Annotated in this window: 15 protein-coding genes; 6 read left to right on the forward strand and 9 right to left on the reverse strand. The window is 69.3% G+C overall.

Going from position 1 to position 17,553, the window contains the following annotated elements:
• Positions 1-1,233: 1,233 nt before the first annotated feature.
• Positions 1,234-2,163, forward strand: a complete 930-nt coding sequence (locus tag A4R44_RS46375; RefSeq protein ID WP_095213711.1) for a PaeR7I family type II restriction endonuclease — start codon at positions 1,234-1,236, stop codon at positions 2,161-2,163.
• Between the two features lie 249 nt (positions 2,164-2,412).
• Here the strand turns inward: A4R44_RS46375 and A4R44_RS30150 are convergent, their stop codons facing one another.
• From A4R44_RS30150 to A4R44_RS30165, 4 genes are all read right to left on the reverse strand, one after another.
• Entirely contained in the window at positions 2,413-3,120 is a 708-nt protein-coding gene (locus A4R44_RS30150; protein ID WP_067588258.1) for a PaeR7I family type II restriction endonuclease, read from the reverse strand.
• Positions 3,110-4,780, reverse strand: a complete 1,671-nt coding sequence (locus A4R44_RS30155) for an Eco57I restriction-modification methylase domain-containing protein (protein ID WP_067588260.1) — start codon at positions 4,778-4,780, stop codon at positions 3,110-3,112. Before A4R44_RS30155 ends, A4R44_RS30150 begins: the two co-directional genes overlap by 11 nt.
• Before the next feature lie 364 nt (positions 4,781-5,144).
• Complete coding sequence (locus A4R44_RS30160) at positions 5,145-5,435, reverse strand: hypothetical protein (RefSeq protein WP_067588263.1); 291 nt, start codon at positions 5,433-5,435, stop codon at positions 5,145-5,147.
• Between the two features lie 1,070 nt (positions 5,436-6,505).
• Positions 6,506-6,949, reverse strand: coding sequence for an enediyne antibiotic chromoprotein (locus tag A4R44_RS30165; RefSeq protein WP_067588265.1), 444 nt, complete (start codon positions 6,947-6,949; stop codon positions 6,506-6,508).
• Positions 6,950-7,156: 207 nt separating this feature from the next.
• Between A4R44_RS30165 and A4R44_RS30170 the strand changes: the two genes are divergently transcribed.
• Genes A4R44_RS30170 through A4R44_RS30180 form a run of 3 tightly spaced genes read left to right on the forward strand, consistent with a single transcriptional unit; the run spans position 7,157 to position 9,908 of the window.
• Entirely contained in the window at positions 7,157-7,840 is a 684-nt protein-coding gene (locus A4R44_RS30170; RefSeq protein ID WP_067588267.1) for a GNAT family N-acetyltransferase, read from the forward strand.
• A gap of 17 nt (positions 7,841-7,857) precedes the next feature.
• Positions 7,858-9,447, forward strand: a complete 1,590-nt coding sequence (locus tag A4R44_RS30175; RefSeq protein ID WP_067588269.1) for a (2,3-dihydroxybenzoyl)adenylate synthase — start codon at positions 7,858-7,860, stop codon at positions 9,445-9,447.
• Positions 9,444-9,908: a PaaI family thioesterase gene (locus A4R44_RS30180; protein WP_067588274.1), complete on the forward strand. Its 465-nt coding sequence runs from the start codon at positions 9,444-9,446 to the stop codon at positions 9,906-9,908. Before A4R44_RS30175 ends, A4R44_RS30180 begins: the two co-directional genes overlap by 4 nt.
• Here A4R44_RS30180 and A4R44_RS30185 read toward each other — a convergent pair.
• Positions 9,883-10,341 (reverse strand): glyoxalase/bleomycin resistance/extradiol dioxygenase family protein, encoded by a 459-nt coding sequence (locus tag A4R44_RS30185; protein WP_067588604.1) that lies wholly within the window; start codon positions 10,339-10,341, stop codon positions 9,883-9,885. The genes A4R44_RS30180 and A4R44_RS30185 overlap by 26 nt on opposite strands.
• Positions 10,342-10,424: 83 nt before the next feature.
• Here A4R44_RS30185 and A4R44_RS30190 point away from each other — a divergent pair, with 83 nt between their 5' ends.
• Complete coding sequence (locus A4R44_RS30190) at positions 10,425-11,864, forward strand: MFS transporter (protein ID WP_067588277.1); 1,440 nt, start codon at positions 10,425-10,427, stop codon at positions 11,862-11,864.
• Between the two features lie 4 nt (positions 11,865-11,868).
• Complete coding sequence (locus tag A4R44_RS30195; protein ID WP_067588278.1) at positions 11,869-12,723, forward strand: acyl-CoA thioesterase II; 855 nt, start codon at positions 11,869-11,871, stop codon at positions 12,721-12,723.
• A 20-nt stretch (positions 12,724-12,743) separates the two neighbouring features.
• On the opposite strand, the gene A4R44_RS30200 is transcribed toward A4R44_RS30195, so the two are convergent.
• From A4R44_RS30200 to A4R44_RS30215, 4 genes are read right to left on the reverse strand one after another with little or no spacing between them, the layout of a single operon-like run.
• A complete protein-coding gene (locus A4R44_RS30200; protein ID WP_067588281.1) occupies positions 12,744-13,154 on the reverse strand; it encodes a VOC family protein in 411 nt (136 codons plus the stop codon).
• Entirely contained in the window at positions 13,151-14,461 is a 1,311-nt protein-coding gene (locus A4R44_RS30205) for a cytochrome P450 (protein WP_067588283.1), read from the reverse strand. The genes A4R44_RS30200 and A4R44_RS30205 overlap by 4 nt, the downstream gene beginning before the upstream one ends.
• A gap of 26 nt (positions 14,462-14,487) precedes the next feature.
• Positions 14,488-15,873 carry an NAD(P)/FAD-dependent oxidoreductase gene (locus A4R44_RS30210; RefSeq protein WP_067588606.1) on the reverse strand — a complete coding sequence of 462 codons (1,386 nt, stop codon included), beginning with the start codon at positions 15,871-15,873 and terminating at the stop codon, positions 14,488-14,490.
• 21 nt (positions 15,874-15,894) lie between these two features.
• Positions 15,895-17,553: an FAD-dependent oxidoreductase gene (locus A4R44_RS30215; protein ID WP_067588287.1), complete on the reverse strand. Its 1,659-nt coding sequence runs from the start codon at positions 17,551-17,553 to the stop codon at positions 15,895-15,897.

The raw sequence follows: 17,553 nt of genomic DNA on the forward strand, positions 1-17,553 counted from the left end.
CTGCGGGGCCGGGTGTGGTTGTGGTCCGCCACCGTTTCGGGGTCCGCCCCGCCAAGCCCGCGGTGCGCGAGAGCCGGGCGATCCGCTTGCGGAAGTGCCGCCGGCCGCGGGCGCGAAGTCCAGCGTGAACCCGGGGTGTTCCGCAGGCACCGTCCCGGCTCGCCGTGGAGCGCGAAGATCTCCTCGGTCAGCTGCGCGTCATCGCGTTCGCGCTGGGGAGGGTGGCTACGCGGTGGGCGGCTCGGGAGAGCTTGAGCAGTTCGCCGGCACGTTTGACGTTGCCGCTGCCGGCGTTCACCGGGTCTCCTTCGCGAAGAAAGCCGTCGCTCGCCTGAGGATCTCCACGTCCTCCGACAGGCGGCGGTTCTCCCGCCGCAGCCGGGCCAGTTCGGCCCGTTCGTCGCTGGTCAGACCGCCGCCGGTGCGGCTCCCGGCGTCGCGTTCGGCCTGTTTGACTCACTCGCGCACGCCGGTCTCGGTCAGGTCGAAGTCCTTCACGATNCTTCACGATCTGGCCGAGACCGGTCGCCCCTTGGCACAGCTCGACGATCTCGGCCTTGAACTCCGGCGTGAACGAACGACGAGGCCGAGGCTTCCTCCTGCCCATGGCCTCCATGATGGAACGTCCTTGCGCAGGGCGTCAGCCCTGATCTTGGATGTCCGTCGAAACGGGTCAGGCCCAGTCGTCGGTTCATGCGGCTACGTGCCGCGGCCGGCCGAACCGGCACAGGCGGACACAGTCTGCGTGGCGAGGCCCGGGGTTCTGGACCGTCTCAGCTGCGGCTGGCCTCGGGCCCCTGTCGTGTCACACGACTACAGATCTGCCGGGAGAACGGCATCACGGCCCGGTTGACCAAGCCGCGGTCGCCCACGACGACCGGGAGCGGCGACGACACGAGAGCACGGCCGGTCCATGCCCGCTGCGAGAGCTGGTATCGGCGTAGGTCGCGTCGGAGCATCACGAGGCAGGGCGCGAAAAGTTAATCCACTGTCCACGACGACCGCCCGGCGTCGAAGCAAGCCGACATGGCCATCCCGCCCCTGTGGCTGATCCGTCGGCTCCCGGCCGTCACCACGCAAGCACGTCATCGCGCGCTGCGCTTGCACCGCGCGCGCACTCACGACGCCCGACTCGACCAGATCACCTTCGAACTCGGCCGGGTCGGGTTCGGGCCAGCATCTTCGGTAGAGTCCGCTAATCACGAGCGATAGGCCTTGGGGGTAGTTCGCGGCATGACACCTGAGCAGCATGCTGAAGTGGAAGCGGCGATGCGTTCTTTCTGGGAAGTGCGAAGCAAGGCGCGGGATGCGCAAACCAGCCGTGGCGTGGCCGAACCCGGCGAACGAGCTGGCGTCACGGCAGGCGGGCACCTCGACCATGTCGCTCACATGCTTGCCAACGCATGTATCGCAGCCGGCGCAGCACCGACCAACGTCTACTACAAAGCCCCAAAAGAGGTCACCGACAGCAGTGTCGTGGCACCCGGCTCCATCTCCCCCGGATTCACCCTTCCAGGCTTCTACCGGCCTACCAAGATGTGGGATGTCGTGGTTCGAGCCAACAAACGACCTATCGTGGCGATCGAACTCAAGAGCCAACTGGGGCCCTCCTTCGGAAATAACGCGAACAACAGAGCCGAAGAGGCCATCGGTACAGCAACCGATCTAGCCAAGGCAGTCAAGAATGGACTACTTCCCGAAATGCCATGGATCGGCTATGTTTACGTCATAGAAGACGATCCTGCATCAAACGAAAAAAGCAGCGGGAAGCGGGATCGAATCCTCCACCCCAAGGACGAAATATTTAACAAAACATCTTATCAGGATCGAGTTCGAATTCTGTGCCGCCGCTTAAAAGAGGAACGCGTCTACGACAATACGTGGGCAATCGCAACAAAAAGGCCGTACTGCCCAAACGAGCATGCCACGAAAAGCGTCAAGGAAAGCACTCCGTGCTCGTATTTGACCAAGAAATTTAAAGATCGAAACCACGTGCATGAATTCGGCTTCAAAGAGCTTGATCAAGAACTCATCGGATACTCTGGATTCATCGACTCCCTGACGGCAGTCGTTCGACACCACTGCTCCCTTGACCGGAAGGAGAACCACTTCAGGGAGCACTGGGATCCGCACGCGCCCACCTTATACGATCAGACCGAGTAGCAGCCTTTGGCCACTGATCTGACATGCACAGACACCAAATACCTACCGAGCAACCCTCCATGCATCCGATTTAGCAGACTTTTGACTTGAAAACCGGGCAACGGTCAGCGTGCGGCCACGCTTTCAACTTACCCAAGCTCCGGCACCCGCATATCCCGACACCACCCCTGGGCTGCCAGTTCGACAATGGACCGCGTGTCGACTTGGCCAGCACATTCAACGAGCCATTGCCACTTATGCGGTGATCATCTACTCGTCCCGCAGAGCCTGGACCGCGAACTTGACCCGCGATTCAATCTGCATCGCCAGCGTTTCTGCTGTGGCTGTGGAAATCGGCTCGTCGTAGCCGACAGTGCCATCGTCATTCACCCATGTTCTGACCATCCAGCCCGCCTGATAAAGATTCCTAGCGATCAGTCTCTCGATGGCTTTTCCATATTGACTGGCATATGAAAATGGCACGAACTCAGGGTCGAGAGGGAAATGCTTCGACCGCACTCCGTTGCGACGCCGGGGCTCGCAGTCACGATTGAACGTCATGCACCATGCGGCCCAGACTCCGAGTTTACCGAAGTTCTCGCTAATATCCTGCACGGTTTTCGCATCAACGACACTGCCAATGGCTTCCTCAATGCGATTATTCGCGTTGTTTCCTGGACTATTCTCCTGAGACTTAAGCTCCACGACGCCTACCAGATGACCCTTATGAAGTGCCACAACATCCCAGTTCTTCGACCTCCGGAAGTAGCCCGGGATCACCGTATCTGTCGTGACTTCGTCTTCACTGAGGCCGGCGTCTATGAACATCTGACGCACGAACACAGCAAGCGATTGCATGTGCTTGGCGTCGCGAGCCTGGGCACCGATGCCCGATCGACCTTGAGCATCGAGTTTCGCAACTGCCGCACTCTTAGCCTTCCACCAGTTAACCAGAAGAGGCGTAACATCAGGCGACATCGGTGCCTCCACCTTCGTCGAGCTCGTACTTCGCGGGGTCGATTCCATAGACCTTCGCTGCAACAGTCGTCGCCAAAGTGACGTCGCGGGCTTTGAATGCCCGCCGCAGCTCATCAGCGTCGTCAGCGTCGATCATGGCCGGGTCAGGAACGCGAATGCGCTTGAGGTACTGAGCTTGGAACCGCAGGGTTCCGCCGCGCATCCGCACGCAGTACGCCTCGATGAAGGCCTGCGCGATCCGGGACAGCAGGATCCCCCCCAGAACCTCCATGTCCCACGTGTCCGAAACGACATAGTAGAGGTTGTGGTGCGGGTAGTGCCTACCGTTTTCCAGAACCGGGTGGATACGCGCCTTCATATCCTGCAGCAGCAGCTTCGGCCTGCCGATGATTGAAGCGTTCACCTTATCGATGGTGCGATGCCAACTGTCAGGGTTTTTTTTCGCGACGAATCGATCTTTGATCGCCGGGTACGCGCTCAGATGGGCGGCGAGACGCGGGTAGTCGGCAAGATCGACGAGGTTGCCCTCAGCGTCCCACGGGTTCACCAGGTAGTTGCCCTGCCACTCGAACGAACCCGACATCAGGTCTCGCCGCATCGCGAGCGGCAGCATTCGGGACTCCTCCGCCGCGTCAGCGTCCTTTGTGACGTATGCCTTGTCGGCACCAGTGGCGATGCCAATGGAAACGCGCGTACCGGTGGCCGCGTTGTGCAGCGAAGCGAAGCCGTCGTTGAGCCGTTCGATCAGGGCCAGGCGCGCCGGCGAACCGGTCGGCCACATCTCACCAGACGGAAACCAATGGGGGAGGCAGTGGGCACGAACTCCAGTGTCGGTGAAGTGCGTCAGAGATTCGTCACGCGACCACTTCACCAGCGCCTGCGCCGAAGACTCGCCGAACGCAGCAGTCGTGTCCGCTACGACCGCCGTGCCCTGCGGGTGATTGGCCAGCACCGTGATCGCCGGGTAGGCTGAGACTTCGGACTCGAACGCGTCAACGTCATGCATAGTCCAGACGTGCTGGACCGAATACCGGGACGACACCAGGTCCCGCAAGACCCCGCCGTACTGGTTCCGCATCCAGCGGTCGGCACAGATGAAGCCAACCCGGCCGCCAGGTTTCAGCATCGCGAGGCATCGCTCGTAGAAGCCCACGTAGATGTCTCCGCGGCCCTTCATCGTTTTCCAGGCGCGGCGATACTCGGCCGCCGTGCTGACGTCCAGATCGTCGTAACGGATATACGGAGGGTTGCCGACGGCGACATCCGCGGCCAAGTCGTCTACGCCAGGCAGCAGGAAGTCCTGCTGGCGCACCCAGGTCTTCGCGAGCCCGTCAGCTGTGCCCTTCGACGCGCCTGCGGCCGCCAGCAAGTCACGGCAAAGGCGACGAGCGGTCTTCACGTGCTCCGGCTGCAAGTCATACGCACGGACGGCGTCGCCGAGCAGCGCCAGGTCTCGGCCTCGGGCTTGCGCCGAGGAGATCAGACGTTCGACCGCCGGGCCGAGGAACGCCCCGGATCCGCACGACGGTTCGATCAGATGCAGCGAGCCGAGGTCGCGATCGACGGTGTAGCCGGCGAGGTCGAGCAGCACGTCGACAACCCAGCGGCGAGTGAAAATCTCGCCGTAGTTGATCGTCGGTACAGAAGCGGTCACGGTCACCCCGCCACTCTAGAGACGACCACTGACAGTTCTGCGGCCGACACGACGGGGACGGGTCTCCCGGCTGTCAACCACATGAACGCCTCACCAGCTGAGGCACCTTTCGACCGAGCAGTGATGTAACTCATAGTCACGACCTGCGTCGACTTGGCGGTAGAGAGTCGTCAGCCGCGCGCCAATGAACCGGCCAGCGTGCTCGCACAGGTTGGATAACGCCACATGCCGATACGGCCCTTACCCGGCGTCAGAGCCCCCGCGCGCGCAGCCAGTCAGGCCCGGACGAACCCCACCGCAGATCTCCGCCGTTCAAGTGGCGATTTGGAGGCGTGCCGGTAGCGTGCAACTCGCCCCACGGACACACGCATTAACCCCACGGGGGACGGATGGTCACAACGACCATCCGCTCTTTCGCGTTATAGACCAGCTCCACGTCGATTTCCACGTACAGCTCTTGCAGCCGGGCCGGGCTCGCGCTGATCGCATCCGCCAGTGAGTCGGCCAGCGCTTCCACATCCGCTCTCCCCAGCTCTGAACCGGCCGGAGTCCTCGCCAGCTCCTCTGCCGCCGCGGCGCGTTCTTCCCTCGCGCGGTTCAGCGGTTCGATCCGCGCTTCCAGGTCCGCACCGGGCTCGATGGCCTGCGCAAGCCTCGCCAACCGGGTCTTGGCCTGGGCGGCCGCCGCTGAGCATCCGCCGTGCGTTGCGGGTTGATGTTCACCTCACCGGCGACGCCCAGCATCGCGTCCACAGTTGTGTCACGTTGATCCTCCGAGAAGGCGTCGTGGATACAGCTGTTCAACGGCCCTAGCAACACCGCTTCCGGCAGGTAGATGTTCTTCGGGTGATCCGGGAACGAGCATCCGGGCGTCCCTGGGCGTTCCCTCCGTCTTGCGCTTGCAGCGACCGCACCGGACTCGCCCGCGAAACGCGTGCGTCGCCTTCGGTCCTCGGGCCAGCTTGCGCGACCAGACAACCCGGTCAGCCGACGCGCGCCGGAACCGCGTCACTCCAGAATTGACCGGATCGTGCTGCTCTGCCGCCCATCCGCGAGACGATGCGCGCCGAGGGACACGGAATCCCGTCGCGGTTCAACCCGTTGGCGATGCCACACCGTGCCCGAGGCGGCAGAGGGCTTTCGGTTGCGCGCCCCAGCGATCGAAGAGGGGACGGCCGCCGTTGGCCGGCGGAGCACCTGAACGGCGACGACGACCGGGCCGCGATCACGGCTGCGCAAGCTCGGGTGCGGCAAACCGGCCGGACGCTCGGCACTTACCGCCGTCTCGGGTTCGCGCGCTCCACCGGAGAAGACATCAACCTGCCCCAGCTGCGCCAGTTCGCCCCACGCCCAGCTCGGCGCCGCACCGGCCGCGGGCGTTGCCGGACTCGTCGGGGATACACCTGTCCGATGAGGAACAGCGACTGACCGAACCGTTGACACATCTGGGAACCGGACTGCGGTTCACCTGCTGAACGCACAACGAAACGACGGAATCTGAATGACTGACCCGGCGGCGAAAGGCAGCAGCACAGCACAAACCGGACCTGTCCCCAAGCCGGCTCGCGGAGTCCTCCGCCGCCCGTCAGCTCCTGAACCCGATACCGCGATTCGGAGATTGCCGCGGCCTGGTACCGATTCGCGCGCAGCGGTTCCGTGCCGCGCTCGGGATCGCGGGCAGCGAAGCGGGGCTGTGCGGCGCGGTTCGGGGACCGCGCCGCACAGTCATTGTCAGGTGAACGAGATGACTGCGCTGGCTCCGGTCTGGTGGTCCTGGGTTATGCCGATCCGGCAGGAGACCTTGGTGCAGTCGACGGTGCTCACCGGGCTGCCGGTTTCCGGGTCAGTGCCGGTGAACTGGGTGTGCACGGCGAGCGACTGCTTCACGGTTCCGGAGGAGTCGGACTTCACCTGAGTCAGTGTGTCGTTGTTGCAGAGGATCTTCGAGTCGACCGTGGCGCACTGGCCGACGAAGGCGTTCGTGTCGGGGTGGAAGCCGGTGCCGGTGGCGGCGACCTGCTGGCCGTCCGCCAGGCCGGTCGCCGGGGCCACCGAAACCGCGGGGCCGGCCGCCGACGCGGGGACGGAGCCGAGGACGGCCGCGGCCGCCGCGGCGGCGAGCAGACCGGCCGCTTTCACCGGCAGGGGCAGATGTTTCTGAGGATCGCGAAACATGCGGGACAAGCTCCTTTCACAAGGGACAGAGAGGTTCTTGATCAAGAACGCCGACGGTGATTTGGCAACATTCCGCCGATGTCGGCAAACAGCAACGGTGACAGTCCGGTCACCAGCTGTCAACGGCTCGAATCCCGTTGCGGGCGAACGTCTTCCCCGTTTGCACAGTGCTGGCCCACCTGCGGCGGACGGTTCTACCGTGTCCGGGTGCCTCAGCTACCGCCGCCGCCGGACGACCTTCCCCGGCTCGAAATCCGCGAACTGCGCAAGACCGAACGGCTCGCCGCCGCCGGGCTCACCGCCCGCGCGATGCGCGACAACCCCACTACGTACGCGATGTTCGGGGCGGAGCCGCTCGACCGGCTGGCCGGGATGCAAGCGGTGTGGACCGCCTTCTTCCACCGGCAGGCGCCCCCGCAGCTCGGCGCGTTCTACCGCGGCTGCCTCGTCGGCACCGCTGCCGCGAGTCCGCCGGGACACTGCATCGGCACCACTTTTCCCGGCGACGCCGCGAAAATCACCGCCGGGGCCGCGCCCGCCGCCGGCGATCCGGCGATCGGCGACTACGTGCGCGCCCACTACGTGCTGCACGACCTCGCCGCACCGCACTGGCACGTCGGACCGGTCGGCGTCGAACCGCGGTTCCAGGGCCGCGGCATCGGCGAATCCCTGATGCGCGCGCTGATCGACATCATGGACGCCGACGGCAGCGCGTCCTGGGGCGAGACCGACACCGAGGCCAATGTCCGCTTCTACCGCGCGCTCGGCTGGAATCTCGACCGCACCGTCACCGTCAGCGGCATCCACCTGTGGTTCCTCGGCCGGACCGCGCCCGGCGCGACGGCCGGGCGTGCAACTGCCGGTCCTCCGCAGTCGATCACCGCAAGCTGACCGGGAGGGGACCGCCCATGCTGGCCGGAGCACAGCCGTGGCCGCCGGAATTCGCCGCCCGGTACCGCGCCGAGGGCTACTGGACCGGAGAGACACTGGCCGACCTCGCGCGGGGCTGGGCACGCCGCGACGGCGCGAGGATCGCGGTCGTCAGCGGCGACCGCCGCGTCGGGTATGCCGAACTGGACCGGCGAGCCGACGAACTCGCCGCCGGGCTCGCCGAACTCGGCCTGCGTCCCGGCGACCGGGCCATCGTGCAGCTGCCGAACACGGTCGCGTTCGTCGAAGTCGCGCTGGCGCTGTTCCGACTGGGCGTCGTGCCGGTGTTCGCGCTGCCCGCGCACCGCGCACTGGAAATCGGCTGCTTTGCCGAACTCACCGGCGCCCGCGCGTATTTCGGGCCTGCCGAGCACGGCGGATTCGACTACCGGACACTGGCCGGAGAGGTCAGCGCGAACGCCCCGGACCTCGAATTCGTCGTGACGGACGGAGATCCGGGCGCGTACCGCCGGCTCGCCGACATCTCTGCCCCGCCGCGGCCGCTGCCTTCGCCGCGCGGCGAAGACGTGGCGTTCCTGCTGTTGTCCGGCGGCACGACCGATGTGCCGAAGCTGATCCCCCGGACCCACGACGATTACGCCTGTCAGCTGCGCGCCTGCGCCGAAGTGCTTTCGGCGGGCGAAAACAGCGTGTATCTCGCGGCGCTGCCCGCCGGGCACAACGCCGCGCTCGGCTGTCCGGGCGTGCTCGGCACCCTGCGCGCGGGCGGACGCGTGGTGCTCAGTCCGACGCCGAGTCCCGACGACGCATTGCCGCTGATCGAGGCCGAAGGCGTCACGCTGACGACGCTCATGCCGGCACTTCTGCCGGTGTGGTTCGAGCTTGCCCCGCTGTTCGGGGCCGATTTGAAGAAGGTGCTGCTGGAGGTCGGCGGCGCGGCGTTGCGCCCGGAGCTCGCGCGGGAGATGACCGATGCCGGCTGCCGGATCACCCACTGGTTCGGGATGGCCGAGGGCGTGCTGTGCTGCACTCGCCCCGGCGCCCCGGCCGCCACCGTCGCCACCACCCAGGGCACTCCCCTGTTCGCCGCGGACGAGCTGCTGGTGGTCGACGACGACGGAAACGCTGTCGTACCAGGCGAAGAGGGCGAACTGCTCTACCGCGGTCCGTGCACGTTGCGCGGCTACTACCGGGCCGACGCGCACAACACGCGATCGTTCACCCCGGACGGATTCTTCCGTACCGGCGACCTGGTGCGGCTCACCCCGCGCGGTGAGCTGCAAGTGACGGGACGGATCAAGGACATCGTCAACCGCGGCGGCGAGAAGGTCGGCGCGCAGGAGCTCGAAGCGCTGCTGGAACGCCACCCCGGGGTGGCGGCGGCAGCGGTGGTCGCGGAACCGGACCCCGTGCTCGGCGAACGGATCCGCGCGTTCGTCGTGCCCGCCGCGACACCGCCGAAACTCGAAGAGCTGCGTACCTTCCTGCACGAACAGGGCGCGGCGGCGTACAAACTGCCGGACCGGCTTGACGTCGTCGCCGGCCTTCCGATGACCGGCGCGCACAAAACAGACAAGAAACGGTTGCTGCGGGAGGCTCGTCCATGACCGTGCACAGGCTCACCGGGACGACGCATCGGGAAACCCACTGTTTCGTCTGCAGTCCCACCAACGAATCCGGGCTGCGCATCCCCTTCGACTACGACGACGTCGCGAAGGTCGTGCACGCCCGGTTCAGCTTCGGCGAGAACCAGTCCGGCGCGCCGACCTTCGTGCACGGCGGGATCGCGCTCGCAGTGCTGAACGAGGCGATGGCCTGGGCGGTGGTGAGCGAAACGGGCGATTTCGCCGTGGCGGCCTCGATGACGACGGACTTCCGGCGTCCTCTGCGCATCGGCTCCGGTTACTCCGTGCGGGGCACCGTGCTCTCCCGCGACGCGGGGCAAGTGCGCGCCGAAGCGACGATCGCGGACGATTCCGCGCGTGCGTGCACGCACGCGGAAGCGTGGTTCCGCGTGCTCTCGGCGGCGACCGCCCAGCGGCTCAAAGCCCGGGTCGCTCGGCCTTGATCTCGCTCCATCCCTCGTCCAGTTCGACAGTGTCGCTCAGGTGCTGCCAGAACGTCCATTGGTGCCCGCCGGGATCGGTGACCATCGCGATCCGCGCGCCGTAAGGCTTGTCCTCCGGAGCGACCCCGTTGACGCCGGCCGCGCGAATCCGTTCCCACTGCGCGTCCACATTGTCGACGTACACAATGCACATGTGCCCCACCGGACCGGGCACGCCCTGTTCTGCCCAATAACCCGGATCCGCGCCGTGCAGGGAGACCGGCGCGTCGCCCGCTCGCATTTCGGCTTCGCGCACGATGCCGCCCTCGTCGGCGTACCGCGCGACCTCGGTGAATCCGAACGCTTCGGCCAGCCATTCCAGCGCGGCCGCCGCGTCCTCGTAGTACAAGTACGGGCCGATCCCGCGGAATCCGGCATTGTCGTTGCCTGCCATCTCGATTCCCCCGGTCGTTCGTTGCGGCGGCGTCGGTTCCGCCGCCACTATAAGGCAAGCCGATCTCCTCTGGAGGGACTGTCATGGCCGAAAGCGGACGGACACCCGCGGGGAAACCCGCGCGCAACGGCGCCGTGCTCGCAGTCGCGTGCCTCGCCCAGCTGATGGTCGTGCTGGACGTGTCCATCGTGAACGTGGCATTGCCGAGCATGCGCGACAGCCTCGGGCTCAGCCCGGCGGGCCTGCAGTGGGTGGTCAACGCCTATGCCGTCGCCTTCGCCGGTTTCCTCCTGCTCGGCGGCCGGTTCGCCGACCTGTTCGGCCGCCGCCGGATGTTCCTGTGCGGGCTCGTGCTCTTCATCGCGGCGAGCCTCTTCGGCGGTTTCGCCCAGAACGGCACGTGGCTGGTCGTCGCCCGGGCGGTGCAGGGCCTCGGCGGCGCTGTCCTCGCTCCGGCCACGCTCACTGTGGTCACCACCGGATTCGCCGATCCGGCCTGGCGCACCAAGGCCATCGGCGTCTGGAGCGCGACCGCCGCCGCGGGCGGCGCGGTCGGCTCGGTGATCGGCGGCGTGCTCACCCAGGCGGCGGGCTGGCAATGGGTGCTGTTCGTGAACGTGCCGCTCGGCGCGATCATCCTGCTGCTCGCCCTCGGGTCGCTCACCGAGTTCGTCCCCGGACGCGACCGGGGCAGGCCGGACTTCGCCGGCGCGGTCACCGTCACCGCCGGGCTCGCGGCGGTCATCCTCGGGGTCACCCAGCTCGAAGGTCATTCGTGGGGCGCGCCCGCGGTGTTCGTCCCGCTCGTGGCTGGCGTGCTGCTGCTCGCGGCGTTCGCGGTCGCCGAAACCCGGGCGCCGCGGCCGATCGTTCCGCTGGGCATCTTCCGGCGCGGGAACGTCGGGCCGGCCAACCTGTTCGCCGCGCTCGGCGGCGCCGGCACGGTAGCCGTGTTCTACTTCGTTTCGCTGCTGCTGCAACGGGTCTTCGGCTACGACGCGCTGCGGGCCGGCCTCGCTTTCCTGCCCATGTCGGTCGCCATCGCCGCGGGCACCGGGATCTCCACCAAACTGCTGCCCGCCCGGGGGCCGAAGCCGCTGCTCATCGCGGGCGGGCTGGTCGCGACGGCCGGGACGGCGTGGCTGGCCCAGTGCCCCGCCGGCGGCGGCTTCGCGGCCGACCTGCTCGGCCCCACGCTCGCCATCGGGCTCGGGATGGGCCTGGTGATGGTGCCGGTCACCGCCGCGGCGACGTCCGGGATCGAGCCGGCGGAAGCGGGCCTGGCGTCCGGGATCATCTCCACCACGCGCCAGTTCGGCGGCGCGCTCGGACTCGCCGTGCTCACCGCGGTCGCCGCGACCACCACGGCGGGCCGCACCGGCCCGGCGGCCGAGACACTGACCGCCGGGTACACCCGGGCGATGCTCGTGGGCTGCGCGCTGCTGCTCGCCGGAACACTCGTGGCTTTCCTGCTGCCGGGCCAGGCGGTGCCCGCCGAGCGGGCGTCCGCGGCGACGGAGTGACGGCGTGGGAGACCTGGCCGAGGACACCGCACTCGCCGAACTGCCCGCGGAACCCGGCGAACATCGCTTTCGGGCCGAGCTGAGCCGCGACTGGGACCTCATGGGCCCGAACGGCGGTTATCTCGCGGCGATCGCCTTGCGCGCGGCGGCCGCGCACGCCGGGCAGGCGCTCCCGGTCAGCCTGTCCTGCCAGTTCCTCGCCCGGCCGAGATTCGGGCCGGTGCACGTGCGGACGGAGGTGCTGCGGGCGTCGCGACGCGCGACCGCCGTGCGAGTGCGGATGGAGCAAGGAGCCGATCGACCGGTGCTGGAAGCGCTGGTCTGGGCGGCGCAGTCCGGTCTGGCCGGGCCCAACGCGGACTGGACGCCCGCCCCGCGGGCTCCCGGGCCGGACGGCGTGCCCGATCTGCGCACCCATCTCGCCGCCGAAGGACGCGGAGTCCCGGCCTGGCACCGGAACGTGACCCTGCGCGAGATTTCCGGGCGCACCGGCGGGGCGGACGGCGAGCCCCGGGTGCGCTGCTGGGCTCGGTTCGAGCCGCGCCGGCGCTTCGACGACTGCTGGGTCGACGCCGGGCGCTCGGTGATCCTGCTCGACAGCCTGCAATGGCCCGCCGTGATGAACGCGTTCCCCAAGCGGGAAACGGTGCTGTTCGCCCCGAGCATCGACCTCTACGTCGCGTTCCACGGATCCGGCTCGGACAGCGAATGGCTGCTGGTGGAAACGACCGGGACCGCCGCGCACCGCGGGACGTTCCACGGCCGCGGCTCGGTGTGGACACGGGAGGGCAGGCTGCTGGCGTCGGCCGGGCAGCAGATGCTCGGCACCGCGGTGCGGGAGCGGGCGGACCGGCTCTAGCCGGTCCGCCCGGCGACCGGTCACGCAGGCGGCGGAACCGGCACCGTGCCCGGCTGGTAGGTGCCGATCACCCACACGTTGCCCTCGGGGTCCCGCGCGGCGTAGCCGCGGGACGCGCCGAAGTCCTCGTCTTTCAGCTCGCGCACGATCTCCGCTCCCGCGGCCGCCGCGCGGGCGTGGTGCGCGTCCGGGTCGTCGACCACCAGGTACGTGCCCGCCTGGCCGATCTCGGTCGCCAGCCGCGGCCCGTCGCCCGCCGAGTTGACCATCACGGTGTCGCCGCGCCAGCCCAGCTCGGCGTGCACGACGCTGCCGTCCGGGCCGGGCACGCGGAAGTTCTCGGTGAACCCGAAGGTCTCCTTGAGCCAGTCGATCGCGGCCGCGGCGTCCCGGTAGAGCAGACACGGGAAGAAGGAAGATTTCTCAGTCATGGCAACGATTTTAGAGTCCCGGACGGGTCCGGGACAGGGCGTGCGACCGGCCACCGCGCGGGCAGCCGCGCCGGGGTGCGGAACGACGTGTTGGGCACGTCGCCTGCCGCATCAGCCGGTTCGAGGCGCAAGTCCGGGAAGCGGCGGGCGAGTTCCTCGACGAGCACGCGCACCTGGAGCCGGGCGAGGTGCGCGCCGAGGCACACGTGGTCGCCGTCGCCGAAGGTCAGGTGCCGCCGGGCGCCGGAGCGGTGCGGGTCGAATGCGCCGGGACGGTCGAAGGCCCGTTCGTCGCGGTTCGCCGAGGCCGTGACGAGCAGCAGGTTCGCCCCGGCGGGCAGGTCCGCCCCGCCGAGTGTCGTGGCGTGCCGGGCCCGGTGCCGCCAGGACACCACCGCCGGCCGGTAGCGCAGCGTTTCTTCCACCGCGCGGGCGGCCAGCCGCGGGTCCGTGGCCACGGCGGCCCAGAGGCCGGGACGGGACGCCAGTTCGCGCACCGCGTGCGCGGCGGCGCCGGCGGTCGTTTCGTGCGCCGCGGTCGATCCGTTGAGCACCAGGGACCGCAGGTAGTTGTCGGAGAACAGCTCGGGGTCGCGCCGCTGGGCGCGCACCGCGTGGCCGATCCAGCCCGGAGGAAAGCGCTGTTCGCGCAGCCGGGCCACGAATCCCCCGGTGTACTCCCAGTACCGGCCCAGCGCGTCCGCCGACCGCTCCTGTTCCTCCTCGGTGGGCTCGCCCCAGGTGAACCGGGCCTGCGACACGGAGAACTCGTGCACCGCCGGGATGTCCTCGGCGGGAATCCCCATGAACGCCAGGATCACGTGCGAGGGCACCGGCCACAGCAGCTCCGCCATCAGGTCGGCGTGCCCGCGCTCGGCGAACCGGTCGATGTGCCCGGCGGCGAGCGCCCGGATCCGCGGTTCCCACGCGTTCACCCGGGCCCGGGTGAACGGCCGCGCCAGCGCGCGGCGGCGCCGTCGGTGCCCTGGCTCGTCCTCCACCGCCAGCACCGGGGCTCCGGCGAACCGGTGCCGCACCAGCGCCCGCAGCGCGCGCCGGCCCGGCGGCCGGATCGAGTCCATCGCGTTGGCCGCGGAAAACGTCGCCGCGTCGGCGAAAACGCGCTGCACGTCGGCGTAGCGGGTCACGATCCAGTGGTCGATGCGCGGGCTGTAGAACACCGGCCGGTCCGCGCGCGCCGCGGCGAGCGCCTCCGCCGGGTCCTCGTGGTAGGCGCCGCTGAACGGGTCGAAGTCCTCGTCGGCGGCGGAGGTGAACGGGCACCCCGCCGGTTCGTCAGTGCGCACGCTGCCGTCCTTCCCGGCGGCCGCCCTCAGCAGGCGACCAGCGATTCGAATTCCGCCCTGCTGGGCCCTTGCGCGCGCGGTTCCGGCACGGCCGTCTCGCCCAGCCTGCGGGTGACCCGGCGGACGACTTCCCGGTCCGAGAGCAGCTGGGCCGGGGTGATCAGCAGATGCGCCATCCGGCCCAGCCCCCGCCCCACGACCTCGTCCTCGCTCGCCATCGCCTCCATGCCCGCCATCAGCCGGGCGAACGGAGCGCGCGTGTCCTCGTGCCGGGCGCCGCGCAGCCCGGCCTCGATCCTGGCGACGCCGGTCCGGTCCGCGGCCAGCTGCGCCCGGAACCACACGCCGAGATGCCGTTCGGTCCACGCGCCGAACCCGGCGACGTAGCCCGCCGGATCGCCCTCGGCCTCCCCCGCGCTCCGCGCCAGGTGCTGCGCGTGCATCATCGCCATCGCGGCCCCGCGGCCGTAGGTGGGATTCGTCTGGATCGCGGCGTCGCCGATCGAAACCAGCCCGCCGATCGCCGGGCCGTCCGCGGCGGGCATCCGCTGCCAGCGGTTGTCGATGCCGGACATGCCGTCCACGCCGCCGCGCGGCACGCCCCGTTCGGCCCAGCGCGCGGTGTGCGGCACCGCGGCGACGAACCGGTCCCACACCCGCGGATCGCGCAACGCGTGCCGCAGCCGGTCTTCGGTGGCGAAGGTCAGCGACAGGGAGAACGTGTCGTTGTCCCCGGGGAAGACCAGTGCCGCGGCGTAACCGAGGTGCAACGCCAGCGGCCGGTCCATCGGCGGCAGCTCGCGTCCGGGGCTGAGCCGGTAGTGCCGGCTCAGGTACACGAATCCGCAGTGCTGCGTTTCCGGCGGCGGCAGCCGCGCGCGGAGCATCCGGCGCAGCACCGGCGAGCGCCGCCCGGAGGCGTCCACCACCAGATCGCTCCCCAGCCGCCGGCCGTCGTCCAGTTCGACGCCGCGCACCAGCACCGACTCGCCGCTCCGGTCGGCCCGCAGGCCGGTCACCCGGCGCCCCAGCACGAGTTCCACGCCCGACCGGCGCTCGACGGCCCGCCGCAGCACCGCCTCGAACACCGGGCGGCGCGCGGCGAGCGCGTACTCCGCCGGTTCGCCGCGGCCCGCGTCGAACCGGTTCACCGGCGTCTTGCGGACCCCCGCGGCCAGCAGTTCGGCGACGAGCGCCGGTTCCTCTTCCAGCAGCACGCCCACCGCGCGGCCGAGGAACTTGTGCGAATGCCGGAACTGCGGCACCCCGGGCCGCCGCCACGACGCGAACACCTCGTCCGCGCCGCCCTCGGGCCGCGCCGCGTCGCGCTCCACGAGCACCACCTCGTGCCCGCGCCGGGCCGCGAACAACGCCGCGGACAGACCGGCGATCCCGGCGCCGACGATGACCATCCGCACCACGTCGCGCCCTCCTCAGCCCGCGGCGGTCCTGGCCAGCACTGTCGCCAATGCCCGGCCGAACTCCGCCGCGGCGTCCGCGGACTCCTCGTCCGCCCGCCACGCGACATACCCGTCCGGGCGCACCAGCACCGCGGCCCCGGGCTCGAGCCGGTAGCGCCGCAGCATGCTCCCGGTGTCGTCGGTCAGGTCCCCGCCGAGGCTGTAAGCGGGCAGCGGCACGTCCAGCGTCCGGGCGGCCTCCTTGGCCGCGGCGAGCCAGCCGGAACCGGGCGAGCCGACGAACAGCACGTGCCCGCGCCCCGTCAGGTCCAGCACGGACATCCGCGTGCCGTCCTTGTCCACGAGCACGTGCGGGGCCCGGCTGCCCGGCTCCGCGGTCGCTGTCGCCGGGTCCTCCAGCAGCGTCTGGCGCCCGCGTTCCGCGCCGGGCACCGCGGCCGAGGCGACCCGGTAGCCCAGGTGCTCCCACTGCGCCGGGACCTCCGGCGGGAACGGGTACTTGCCCTGCAGGTGCGGGGCCATCCGGTCGGCCAGCCGGGCGAGCTGGCGGTCCGCGGTGGACTCGCCGATCTCCTGCCGTTCCGCGGCGTACCCGTCGAGGAGCGCCGGACCGGCGTGCCCGTGCAGCACCGCGGCGAGCCGCCAGGCGAGGTCGTGGCCGTCCTGCAGCGCGGTCGCGCCGCCGAGCCCGCCGGTCTGCGGCATCACGTGCGCGGCGTCGCCGGCCAGGAACACCCGGCCGCGGCGCATCTCGTCGGCCACCCGGTGCGCGATCACGAACGTCGACTGGTCGGTGATCTCCACCTCCAGCTCCGGCGTCGCGGTCGCGACGCGGATCAGCTCGACGCAGCGCTCGTCGGTGAAGTCCTCGTCGCGGTCGCCTCGCTCCGGGTAGTAGTTCACGCCCAGCAGGTGCGCGCCGGAGACGCCGAAGACCTCGATCGCGTTCTCCAGATACGAGTACAGGCCGGAGAAGTGCTCGTTCTGCAGGTAGGTCAGCAGCGCCTTGCGCCCGGCCAGCAGGTCGTCGAGATCGGCGTTGAACAGGATGGTGCGGCACCGCCACAGCTCGCCGAGCCCGTGCGTGCCGATCCCCAGCTGCTCGCGCACCGGGGCCTGCCAGCCGTCGGCCGCGACGAGGTAGTCGGCCTCGACGGCGAACTCCTCGCCCGAGCCCAGGTCCCGCACCCGCGCGCGCACCTGGTCGGCGTCCTGTTCGAAGGATTCGAGGCGGTGGCCGAAAAGCAGCTCGGCGCCCTGCTCCTCGGCAGTCGCGCGCAGCACGGATTCGATCTTCGACTGGGGCAGCGCGCCGAACGCGGCGGGCGTCATCGACGCCAGTTCCTTCATCACGTCGTCGCCGCCGACGAGCAGCTCGACCTGGTTCTCGTCGCGCAGGTCGCGCCCGATGGTGATGGTGGCCTCGGCGGCGAAGTCGAGCACGTTCGCGGCCGCGATCCGCTCCGCCAGGCCGGGGATCTGGCGGAGCAGTTCCATGCTGCGGTGCACGATCCCGAACGCTTTCGGCTGGACCGAGGTGTCGGGATGGCGCTCGACGAGCGTGACCCGGATTCCCCGCCAGGCGAGGAAGAGCGCGGTGGTGAGTCCGGCGTAGCCGGCACCGACTACGAGGACGGAAGTGCGCCGGCCGGCCGGCGTGGCATCAGACAT

Origin of the sequence: Amycolatopsis sp. M39 (assembly GCF_001651785.1) — a bacterium.
Taxonomy (GTDB): domain Bacteria; phylum Actinomycetota; class Actinomycetes; order Mycobacteriales; family Pseudonocardiaceae; genus Amycolatopsis; species Amycolatopsis rubida.